The organism is Methanocalculus taiwanensis, assembly GCF_024372745.1.
GTDB lineage: Archaea > Halobacteriota > Methanomicrobia > Methanomicrobiales > Methanocorpusculaceae > Methanocalculus > Methanocalculus taiwanensis.
In genome coordinates, this window is record NZ_VOTZ01000038.1 from 1 (window position 1) to 11,283 (window position 11,283).

The 11,283-nt window shown below is 41.3% G+C and carries 8 protein-coding genes; 6 read left to right on the top strand and 2 right to left on the bottom strand.

What is annotated here, in order from left to right:
- The first annotated feature begins 47 nt into the window (after positions 1–47).
- The 3 genes from FTO68_RS11260 (at position 48) to FTO68_RS11270 (ending at position 5,839) form a co-directional block, all read left to right on the top strand.
- A complete protein-coding gene (locus FTO68_RS11260) occupies positions 48–1,181 on the top strand; it encodes a nucleotide sugar dehydrogenase (RefSeq protein WP_255333512.1) in 1,134 nt (377 codons plus the stop codon).
- Positions 1,182–1,290: 109 nt separating this feature from the next.
- Positions 1,291–3,918, top strand: coding sequence for an oligosaccharyl transferase, archaeosortase A system-associated (locus FTO68_RS11265; RefSeq protein ID WP_255333513.1), 2,628 nt, complete (start codon positions 1,291–1,293; stop codon positions 3,916–3,918).
- A gap of 94 nt (positions 3,919–4,012) precedes the next feature.
- Entirely contained in the window at positions 4,013–5,839 is a 1,827-nt protein-coding gene (locus tag FTO68_RS11270; protein ID WP_255333514.1) for an ABC transporter ATP-binding protein, read from the top strand.
- Positions 5,840–5,948: 109 nt separating this feature from the next.
- On the opposite strand, the gene FTO68_RS11275 is transcribed toward FTO68_RS11270, so the two are convergent.
- Together FTO68_RS11275 and FTO68_RS11280 are read right to left on the bottom strand one after the other, a co-directional pair.
- Complete coding sequence (locus FTO68_RS11275; RefSeq protein WP_255333515.1) at positions 5,949–6,752, bottom strand: cytidylyltransferase domain-containing protein; 804 nt, start codon at positions 6,750–6,752, stop codon at positions 5,949–5,951.
- A 12-nt stretch (positions 6,753–6,764) separates the two neighbouring features.
- Positions 6,765–7,964 (bottom strand): DegT/DnrJ/EryC1/StrS family aminotransferase, encoded by a 1,200-nt coding sequence (locus FTO68_RS11280; RefSeq protein ID WP_255333516.1) that lies wholly within the window; start codon positions 7,962–7,964, stop codon positions 6,765–6,767.
- A 244-nt stretch (positions 7,965–8,208) separates the two neighbouring features.
- Between FTO68_RS11280 and FTO68_RS11285 the strand changes: the two genes are divergently transcribed.
- The 3 genes from FTO68_RS11285 (at position 8,209) to FTO68_RS11295 (ending at position 11,036) form a co-directional block, all read left to right on the top strand.
- Positions 8,209–8,991, top strand: a complete 783-nt coding sequence (locus tag FTO68_RS11285) for an oxidoreductase (RefSeq protein WP_255333517.1) — start codon at positions 8,209–8,211, stop codon at positions 8,989–8,991.
- Between the two features lie 99 nt (positions 8,992–9,090).
- On the top strand, positions 9,091–9,996 hold the full coding sequence (locus FTO68_RS11290; protein ID WP_255333518.1) for a glycosyltransferase family protein: 906 nt from the start codon (positions 9,091–9,093) through the stop codon (positions 9,994–9,996).
- Positions 9,984–11,036: an N-acetylneuraminate synthase family protein gene (locus tag FTO68_RS11295; protein WP_255333519.1), complete on the top strand. Its 1,053-nt coding sequence runs from the start codon at positions 9,984–9,986 to the stop codon at positions 11,034–11,036. The genes FTO68_RS11290 and FTO68_RS11295 overlap by 13 nt, the downstream gene beginning before the upstream one ends.
- Positions 11,037–11,283: the final 247 nt, after the last annotated feature.

Consider the following 11,283-nt stretch of genomic DNA (forward strand, 5'->3'; position numbering starts at 1 on the left):
CATTCTGATTATCGGAAAGATAATCTTCGATAAATGCATAGGTATCCATGGCCCTGTGTCTCCTTTCTGCAAACAATGGTAGGCTGCAGGGCCAATTTAATTTTTACAGAAGATTTGTTACGTTACCTATCCGAAGGGCCGATGTTGTGATTATAGCTGTTCCGACTCCCGTAACAAAAGCTAAAGATCCCGATCTCTTCTTTATTCGGTCTGCAGGTGAGATAGTGGGGAGACATCTCAAGCGGGGTGCAACCGTTGTACTTGAATCAACGGTCTATCCCGGTCTCACCGAGTCGGTACTTGTTCCCATTCTCGAAGAAGCCTCAGAAATGATCTGTGGGAATGACTTCTTCATCGGGTACTCTCCGGAGAGGATCAATCCGGGTGATGATGTTCACACTCTTGAGAAGATCACCAAGATCGTTTCTGGTATGAATAATGAAGTTACGGAATATCTCGCCTCTCTCTATGGTCTTGTTACACATGTCTTTGTTGCTCGTGATATAAGAACAGCCGAAGCGGCGAAGGTGATCGAGAATGTCCAGCGGGATCTCAATATCGCCATGATGAATGAGCTTGCAATCATCTTCCATAGATTGGGGATGGATACACATGCAGTTCTGGAAGCAGCTGGGACAAAATGGAATTTCCACAATTACACTCCTGGTCTGGTTGGTGGGCACTGCATCCCGGTGGATCCCTATTATCTTGTGATGAAGGCAGAAGAGACTGGATACCATCCCCAGGTAATTCTAGCTGGAAGAGCGGTCAATGATTCCATGCCCAGGTACGTTGCTCAGATGGCAATTAAGGCATTAAATGCGGCTGGAAAAGTGATCAAAGGGTCAAAGGTGTTGATCATGGGACTCACCTATAAAGAGGATGTGGCTGACGTACGCGAGTCACCGGTTGAGGAGATGGTATCTGAACTGAAGGAGTATTTCTGTCAGGTGTATGGGGATGATCCTCTCCTTTCAGATGAGATTATCCGGAAGTTTGGTGCCGAGCCTTATCATGGTGAGAAGGTTGATGCGGTGATCATCGCTGTTGCACATAAAGCATTCCGTAGATATTCTAGTCAAGATATACTTGGGAGAATGAATTCAGATCCTGTGATCGTGGATGTTCGTGGTATGATGAATCCTGATGGATTTGCGGGCGTGTCTTATTCGAGATTGTAGGTGGGGAACTTGGTTGCCGATGCAATAGATTCATAAAACCACTATGATGGTCTGGTCAAAACTTAAGAATGATAGCTATATATTCTGATTTGATGCATAGAATAATCTGATGTCAAAGGAGTTGAATCTTCAGATAACTAAGCGGACGATCCGATACTCTTTCATCGGTGCCTGCTTAATCGCTTTTTCCCTTTTAACATTCTGGCTGAGGACACTGCCAATCCCGATGATTGTCTCAGAGAACTGGGTCAATCTCCTTGGAAACGATCCCTGGTTCAGTCTCCGTCAGATAGAACAGATGGCGCCTGGTTTTCCAGCGTACTCCTGGTTCGATCCGATGACTGCCTTTCCATTTGGAGAGGCGATATACTGGGGCCCGCTCTTTGGATTCTGTGCAACTGTTCTCGTCATTCTTGCAGGGGCGTCAACCCGCCCGGAGATTATGTATGCCGCCTCCTTCCTGCCGCCTCTGATGGCAGTTGTGATGGTCCCGGTGATGTACGGGCTTGGCGCAAAGCTTGTGGACTGGAAGACAGGTATTGTTTCTGCCGGGTTCATCGCAGTTATCTCCGGTCAGTATGCATACCGGTCGTTATATGGTTTTGTGGATCATCATATTGCAGAGACGCTCTTCTCTACGCTATTCTGTTTGTGTTTTATCATCGCACTTCTGAAGATGAAGGAGAGCGGGGTGACATTTTGTGATATACAATCACAAAAGAACCATGTGCTGATCTATCCGGTCCTTGCAGGGATTGCATTTCTTTTCGGCTTTTACACAATGACGACAATGGTCATCTTCGGAGTGGTGGTGGTAATCTATACGATCATCCAGATAGTCGTGGATCATGCACAGAAACAAAAAACCGATTATCTCATCCTGACAAATTGTGTTACTTTCTTTGTTGTCATTCTTGGGATCCTACCCTTTGGTTTGAAATCACCAGGTCTCTCTATAGGTGTTTATTCTGCTGGCAATATTTTTATTTATGGACTCATAATCATCGGATCGATCCTCCTCTATAGTATCTCCCGTTATCTGGCCGATCGGCCCTGGTACTTCTATCTGGCATCACTTGCAGGTCTAACGATTGGTTCTCTCGTTCTTGGTCTTCTCATATTCCCAACCCTTGTTGGGGGCTATATCAGTCAATTTACTGCTGTTTTTGGGATGAATGCACAATTACTCACGGTTCAGGAAGGGATGCCCTGGCAGTTTGAAAATGCAGTTTCAGTATTTAATTGGGGCTGGATTCTTGTTGCTGGTGGGATAGTATCACTCCTCTACCGAATCAGGAAAAATGATGATAGCCCAGCACTCTTCACGCTAATCTGGTTTGTACTCATCTTCCTTGCGACGACCCGGCAGGTCCGGTTTGAGTATTATCTTGCTGCAAATATCGCACTTATGGCCGCCCTCGCTGTTGGGTGGGCACTCTCTATAGGTGGCCGGGATCTTCTTCGACTTGCTGGTGTTGAGAAGTTTTTCAATCCAAAAGATAAAATGGAGGAAGTGGCATCTCCTGAAGTATCGGAAGAGAAGGGGAAAAAAGGGAAGAAACAAGTTCAGAAGAAGAAGGTCCCTTCGAAACCTTCTGCAAGCCCTCTTCGTTCAGGTGTCCTTGTTATTACCGTTATCATCGGACTCCTATTTGCATGGTCCGGGGCATCTGCAAATGTCACGCTTGGATCAAATGTCGGTGGCGGGATGAATTCAGACTGGACAGAAGCGCTCACCTGGTTTGGGGAACACTCTCCTGATCCTGGTGTCGATTACTACAAGATCTATGACTCCCCACAGGCACGGGATACCTTTGAGTACCCATCCGAGGCATATGGTGTTATTTCATGGTGGGATTATGGCCACTGGATCACTTTTGTCTCAAAACGGATTCCCCATGCAAATCCTTTCCAGCGGGGAGCGACAACATCTGCTCATTTCTTCATAGAGACTGACGTGGATGCAGCCTCTGCTCAACTTGATGATCTCGGCGTTCGCTATGTGATCACCGATATCGAGATGGCTACAGGTAAGTTCTGGGCAATGGCAACCTGGCATGATCCGGTGAATGCGACTGCCCTATTTCAGCAGCGTATGCTCTATCAGGAGTCAGAAGGCTCCTATTCCCAGGTGCAGCTCCAGCGGGAGAGCTATTTCCAGACGATGATCCAGAGGCTCCATGTTTTTGACGGCTCAGCGTTTGCTCCAAAGTCAGTAATGGTTGTTCAGTCTGCACCGGCATCTGCACTTGGACTTACCGGGGGCTCAGCTCCTGTGATCACCGGCATTGGTGAGGCGAAATCGGTAGATGAGGCACAAGCAATTATTGCTGAGTATAAGAAAACTGCGCCTGCCGGGTACAGGGCCGAGATTCTCACTCCGGAGATGTTTTCCTCCTCAGCTGAGCTTGATGCCCTCCAGCGGTTCAGGCTTGTGTATGAATCACAACAAAATGTACTCAGTGGTGGTGGCGATATCCGATATGTGAAGATCTTCGAGTTTGTTCCTGGTGCAATCCTTTCGGGAGAAGGGACTATCGAGGTTCCGATAGAGACAAACACCGGCAGGACATTCATGTACCGGCAGAAGAGCCGGAACGGAGTCTTTGTGCTGCCGTATCCAAATGAGGCAGGACCTGATGATGTGGTTCTCACTACTGCACCATACCGGATTGTGGAGACTGGGCAGCAGGTCGTGGTGCCGTACCGGGCTGTGATGGAGGGTCTGCGGATCTGATGATAGCGTCTTTGGACCTCCTTCGTTTTCTTTTTCTCATCGAATAGTAAATACGTCTGTCCGTCAAACATTGCAGAACCAACGAGGATCTCACGTGTCGGTCATCAGGAATGCAATTCGCATTCTTTACTATCTCTTCGCCCCCTTCAGGAAGATGCTCGCCCTGTATCTTCTGGCGGTCATCGCACTGGCGGGACTGGAAGTATTCCGGGTCTCACTCGTCTACCCGATTATTAATTATGGACTTGATGTCGAGAACCAGCACCGGCTGCTTGATACAATCTTTGACCTGATTCTGCCAGCATCAGTACATCCGTTCCTTGCCTCAGCACTGCTCCTCCTTCTGACAACTGCTGTTATCGCCGGATTCTATGGTGTGGTGGCATATAGTGGCGCGTATGTCTTTGCAACAGTCCGGGATTCCCTTGACCGGCGGATCTTTGATCGCCTGATGGGCAATGATTATAGTTACTTTGCGGCAAAAAAGCAGGGTGATCTACTGTATATCGGGCAGGGTGCGGTGACTGAGTGTGGTCACTCGATAAGCAACTTTATGGAGTTTGTTAAGAACTCTCTGATGGCATTATTATACTTCCTGTTTATTGTGTATCTCTCCTTCTGGCTTGCTATTGCGCTAGTGGTACTTGGAGTGATCTATGCATATCTTATAAGACAACAGCTCTTTACACGTGTCTACCGGAACAGTTCAGAGCTGAATGCTGCACTCATGCAAAAGTCGGTGGTCTATCAAGAATTCATCTCGGGGATTAAGACGATCTTTATTACGGGATCTCATTCCTTCTGGGCTGAAAAATATGATGCTGCGGTTTCAAGGCTCAGGCAGGCATACACGTTTGTAAATGCTCTTAGCAAGCTTCCATCAATCATCAATGATTTCCTGATGTTTTCGGTAATTGCAATTGGTGCTCTCGCGCTTTATATATCAACAGGCGGGGATTTTCTTCCGCATATCGGACTTTTCGGGACTTTCATGCTTGCATTATATCGCCTGGTACCAACGGCAAGCCAGGCGCAGAGTAATCTTACCTACATGGTTCAATACCTGCCCGCCCTTGAGCTCGTACATGCAGAACTCATTCAGGAAGAGAGTGAGCGCGAGAAGAAGAGAATGCGAGGTAGCGGTCTTCCCTTCTCGTTTGAGAGATCGATTGCGTTTGAAGGCGTAACGTTCCGGTATCCGAATGCAGCTGGGGATACGATTCAAGATCTCTCGTTTGCAATTCAAAAGAATACCTCGGTTGCAATCGTTGGGGATTCTGGATCCGGCAAGACAACGATCGCAAACCTTCTTGCTCTCCTGTACTCTCCTGATTTTGGTAAGATCTCAATAGACGGGGTGGATATCAACAAGTTTGATTCAGCGAGCTATCTTCAGTCACTCGGGTACATCGGTCAGGAGACCTTCATCTACAATGATTCTATCAAAGAGAATATCCGGTTCGGGCTTGATTGTAACGATGACGAGATCATCGAGGCAGCCCGGCGTGCCGATGCGCATGAATTCATCATGCGAACCGATTTAGGCTATGATACGATCATCGGTGACCAGGGGATGAAGCTTTCCGGCGGGCAGCGGCAGCGGGTGGCGATTGCAAGGATCATCCTGCGTAACCCAAAGATCCTGCTGCTGGATGAGGCGACGAGTTCGCTTGATAATATTTCTGAGAAGAAGATCATCGAATCGATCAATAAGCTCTCAGAGAATATGACGGTGATCACGATCGCCCACCGTTTGTCGACGATCCGAAATGCAGATGTGATCTACGTGCTGAGGGAGGGCCAGATCATGGAGAGTGGATCGCATGAGGAGTTGCTTGCAATGAAAGGGGAGTATTATCGATTGTACCTGGGACAGGAGAGGGAGAGGATTCGGGAAGGGGATACTGGAAAGTGGGGATGAGGTGGTGCAACAACTATACCTTAATTGGTCATTATGAAATCAGTTATAATTATCTCGTTTGTACGGATATTCAGATTGGGAACAAACTATTTTATAATATATTATTTAATCATATTATTTTTTTTATTTTACCGCCTTCATCTTTATATGTTAAGCTCGCTTTCTCCTTAGTTCTCTGCCAATAAATTTCATTCATATTGATATTGATTTTTAATAAATTAGGATGACTCCGTAGTAAATTGAGAATATCATCAAGAGTGAAAATATTTTTCCCATCATATAATTTTTCATATATATTTTTGAATAGGTTAAAATCCTCTGGGTAGTCGAGAGTTAGTCTGGCTGAGTGTAATATATGTTCTTCTTTAATGGGTTTAATAATTTTATTTTTACATATGTTAGTTTTTGTAAAGTAATAAATAAAACCAGTGTCATTATCTGTTGTTTTATATGATTGGTAAACTTTTATCATAGCTTCTTTTGTAAAACTTTTTGAGCCTATTCCAAGTGGTAAGTCTTGACAGGTCACGATATCTAATGTTGGATCATCGATTAGATTTTGCATGGTTAAATCCATATATTGTGGATCACATAACGGATCGTCTCCATCAATCTGAATTACTGCATCAAATGAATGCCACATAATTGCATCGTAAAATCTTTTTATTATATCATTTGTGCTCCCTCGAAAGACCGATGCTCCGTAATCTTCAACGATTTGAACTAATTGATCATCCTCAATATTTTCTGTAGTACATACAACTACTTGTTTTTTTGACCGAATAAATGAACTTTGATATGCTCGATCAAGTAGGTGGCATACAATAGGTTTACCACAGATTTCCATAATTGCTTTATTTGGAAGTCTTTCTGAAGCAAGACGAATTGGTATTATAATCCCGTAATTTTTCATAAATACTCCAACCTAGTCAAAATACTCAATGGTTTGTTTAAGTGCATTTACTTTATTTGTTGCCTCCCCAACTGAGCCATAATTCGTTACAAACTGCATAAGTTTTGGTTGGATTGATTCTGCAATTGGGCATAAATTATCTTCATTATAATAAACGTCTTTGTAATAGTATGGTGCTCGCTTTTTAAAAGTATCAGTGGTGAATAATAATTCTTTATAACATAAGGCCCATGCCGCATATATTCCATCTCCGCCGAACTCAATATACTTTCTCCTAAAGTCCTGCCATGGTATATCATCTCGTTCATATTTTATGGCATAGGTCCAGTAAGTATGGCGATCTCCATGGGGGTTTTGTTGAGGAATGATATAATCACAATCCTTCACGACTTCATTATACATTTTGGCAATTTCAATACGAAGATTTACAAAAAAATCCAATCTCTCAGTTTGTGCTACTCCGATAGCAGCTGCAACTTCTGGCATACGATAATTATACCCAAACTCATCATGTCGTTTGTAATTCGGATCCTGGAAAATCTCCTTATTCAAACGTATTCTTCCATCTCCAGATTTCATAGCTGCGTATCCTAAGCTACCAAATTTTCGCATTTTGGTAGCGAGTTTCTCATCATCTGTTACAACAATTCCTCCATCGCCTGTTGTTATGTGCTTAGAATTTTCTAAACTATAACTTGTGATATGGGCCTGGGTAGCAATTGGTCGTCCTTTGTAATCAGCCATGAATGCCTGGGCTGCATCATTTATAATGGAAATATTATAATCTTCTGCAAGTTTCAGGAGCGGATCAAGATCACAACATAATCCATATAATGATACAGGCATGATGGCTTTTGTTTTGTCAGTAATAAGCACCTCAACTTTTTCTGGATCAATATTAAAGGTATCTGGATTTATATCGGCAAAAACAGGTATCGCATTTTGTGCAATTATTACATCCGCATTACTTATCACAGTTAGGGGTGTTGTTATCACCTCATCCCCTGGTCCAACTCCAACTGCGTTTAAGGCAGCATGTAAGGTTGATGTTCCTGAATTAAAAGTAATTGCATACTTTGAACCTACTTTTTTGGCGAACGTTTCTTCAAATAAATTATTCATGCTGCCTGATGTGCCAGATCCAAAGCCCGAATCAAGCACTTTATGAATATAATGAAATTCTTTCTCTCCAAATCTCCAGGTATTTTTCATTGCATCAACCTCTTTTTATTAATGATTATAAACTTTTTTCATCTAAACGAACTCATTTGTGAAAAACAATTTATAACAATTATATCATTGGTTTTTCAGATATATTTATTTGTACTATAACCTAAAATAATTATATCATTATGTTGTTGCGGAAGAAACCGAGTTTAGAATAATTAATCCTAAAAATATATATTTGAATATGATTATTAATTAATTTGAATTAATTGGGGGATGATTATACTTTATGTCAAATTACCTATTGGACAAAAAAATTATTATTTCTGGCGGATTGGGTTTAATCGGTACAAAGTTTGTTGAGGTTTGTGCATCTTGTGGAGCTTATGTAACAATTGCAGATATTAATATTGATATGTCAAATTCTATTGTAGATAATTTAAAGGAAAAGTCAGGAAACCATAATATTTTTTTTCAATATTGTGACATTACCGATCCAGATACAATAAACGAATTTTTATCTACATATACAAAGAAACACCATACTGTGGATGCTTTAGTTAACAATGCATATCCTAGAAATCGGAATTATGGTAGAAAATTCGAAGATGTTACGTATGAAGACTTTTGTCAAAATCTCTCAATGCATCTGGGGGGTTATTTTTATATGTCAAAAGCAGTTGCACTGATGATGATGAAGCAAAGGTGTGGAAATATTGTGAATATGGCTTCAATTTATGGTTTTAGTGCTCCACGATTTGATATTTATCGTGGAACAAACATGACAATGCCTATAGAATATGCGGCAATTAAAGGAGGTATTATTTCTCTTACAAAATATCTTGCATCATACCTTGGTGAATATAATATCCGTGTAAATGCAATATCGCCAGGTGGTGTCGAAACAAATCAAAACGAATCGTTTATAAAAAAATATTCATCACGTGTTCTTCTAGGAAATAGAATGGCACAAACAGAGGATATTTCAGGAGCACTTATTTTTTTACTTGGTGATCACTCTAAATACATCACAGGACATAATATTATAATTGATGGTGGATGGTCTCTTTAGATTTCATTATTAATGCATTATATTGGTCTTTCTGAGGACATTGTCTTTATTAATCTTTAATTAAATTATCGATAACAAAGCTTTTATTGGGTTTGATGTATGAATAGTAATTTAGTCGCTGTTTTTTCAACTGTATACCCAGAAGGAACTCAATATTTATCAGATTGGTACAAGTCAATCCTAGCTCAAACTGATGGCAATTTTGACATATGGATTGGCTGCGATCGGATCTCGGTTTCTGATGCTGTAAAGGGGATGGGAGGCACATTAACTGCAACATGGATACTCAAAGAGGAGAATGAATCTGCAATTCATCTTCGGGAGAGGATGGTGCGGGAGATTGTCAAGGATTACTCAATGGTAATATTTGTAGACAGTGATGATATCCTCATGCCAACAAGAGTCGAAGCAGCAAAAGAAGCTCTGCAGTCTAATGACTTCTATGGATGTTCGATGACACTGATCGACGAATGTGGTGCGAATTTGAATCGCCACTTTCATCCGCCAGAGTATTATGATGTTTTTGATTTGATGGTTCGAACCAACATATATGGTTTATCAAACACTGCTTATCGAACTGATGTATTGGAAAAATGTTTGCCGTTTCCGGAAAATTGTATTCTTTTAGATTGGTTTATCGCAACAAAAGCCCTGAATAATTCTGCAGTCCCCTACTTTGATGAGCAGGTGAGAATGCTCTATCGACAACATTCACTCAACACCGCTCGTGTACTCCCTCCATTCTCTTGTGAGCAAATTCTCCTTTCGACTAAGCGAGTACTGGATCATTACAGCTGTGTTTTAGCATATATCCCTAATTTATCATTAAAATTTAAGGAAAAAATCATTCTTGCTCAAGCCGAGGTTGAAGAGTTTAACATACGTATCTTGGAATCAGAAGAGCTATTACAATTGTACGTGAATGAACTAAATGAGTTATCAATCGATCACATATGGTGGTCGTGTTTAGCAAACCCACAATTGGAGGAAATATGGAGAAATTAGATTTAAATGGACAGCTGGTTGGTAAAAATGAACCTCCGTATATCATTGCTGAGATTGGATCTAATCACAATGGAGATATGGATCTCTGCAGGAAAATGATTGATTCGGCTTATGATTGCGGTGCTAATGCTGTGAAATTTCAGTCATGGTCTGAATCATCCTTGATCTCTCGTGCAGAATATGCACGAAATACTTCATATGCTGATAAAGAACGACATTTTGGTTCTTTAGAGGAGATGGTGAGAAGGTATGTATTCACACCGGAGCAACATGTTGAAATTTTAGATTATTGCATGAAAAAGGGCATAACTTTTCTATCCAGTTGTTTTTCACAAAAAGAGGTCGATTTTTTAGATTCATTGGATGTATGTGCATTCAAACTAGCATCAATGGACATTAATAATATTCCGCTTCTTGAATATATCTCAAAAAAGGATCGGCCTGTAATTGTATCAACAGGTATGGCAACACTTGGAGAAATAGAAAAAGCCGTTCATATACTCCAGTCCGGGAATTGTGGTCCAATAGCTTTGCTTCATTGCATTGCCATTTACCCTCCAGATTATAAAACAATTAACTTACATAATATCAAAATGCTCGAACACACTTTTGATCTTCCGATTGGTTTTAGCGATCATTCAATCGGTACTTCGATACCCATTGCCTCAATCGCATTAGGAGCATGTATTGTAGAAAAACATTTCACAATAGATAAATCTCTTGATGGATGGGATCATGCTATCTCCGCAGATCCTGAAGAATTGGCCATTATCGTGCGAGAAGGAAATAATGTATTTAATTCTCTTGGAAGTACAGTAAGGGTTGTCAGTACTGATGAGTTGGTAAAACGGAAGGTATTCAGAAGAAGAATGGTTGCAAAACATTCTATGAACAAAGGTAATGTTATCACTTTGGATGATATGGATTTCAAGAGACCAGGTAATGGAATCAATCCTGATGAATATAAGTATGTTGTTGGAAGAACTTTAAACCGTGATGTTGAGACAGATGAAGAACTCGAATGGACGGATTTTTATTAGAGAGGATGAGCAATGGGTGCTTGTCATTAAAATATTTAATATAATAATTAATATTTCAAGATACTTTGATCAAAATCACCTGACAGTGAAACGTGATACAGTCCCACAAAGGATCTTAATACCTGTCTTCGGCAGTAAAACCTTAACTATCAAACATTTACGTACATAGTTTTATATGCAAGTACAGGTTTAATATTCAATTGTTCTACTATGGCTCTTGTAGATGGCTCGAATGTCACAATATCCC

What these genes read in the sequence shown, in the direction of transcription:
- FTO68_RS11260 (WP_255333512.1), top strand. Translation starts at nt 48, where the DNA reads ATGGCCCTGTGTCTCCTTTCTGCAAACAATGGTAGGCTGCAGGGCCAA.
- FTO68_RS11265 (WP_255333513.1), top strand. Translation starts at nt 1,291, where the DNA reads ATGTCAAAGGAGTTGAATCTTCAGATAACTAAGCGGACGATCCGATAC.
- FTO68_RS11275 (WP_255333515.1), bottom strand. Translation starts at nt 6,752, where the DNA reads ATGAAAAATTACGGGATTATAATACCAATTCGTCTTGCTTCAGAAAGA.
- FTO68_RS11280 (WP_255333516.1), bottom strand. Translation starts at nt 7,964, where the DNA reads ATGAAAAATACCTGGAGATTTGGAGAGAAAGAATTTCATTATATTCAT.
- FTO68_RS11285 (WP_255333517.1), top strand. Translation starts at nt 8,209, where the DNA reads ATGTCAAATTACCTATTGGACAAAAAAATTATTATTTCTGGCGGATTG.
- FTO68_RS11290 (WP_255333518.1), top strand. Translation starts at nt 9,091, where the DNA reads ATGAATAGTAATTTAGTCGCTGTTTTTTCAACTGTATACCCAGAAGGA.
- FTO68_RS11295 (WP_255333519.1), top strand. Translation starts at nt 9,984, where the DNA reads ATGGAGAAATTAGATTTAAATGGACAGCTGGTTGGTAAAAATGAACCT.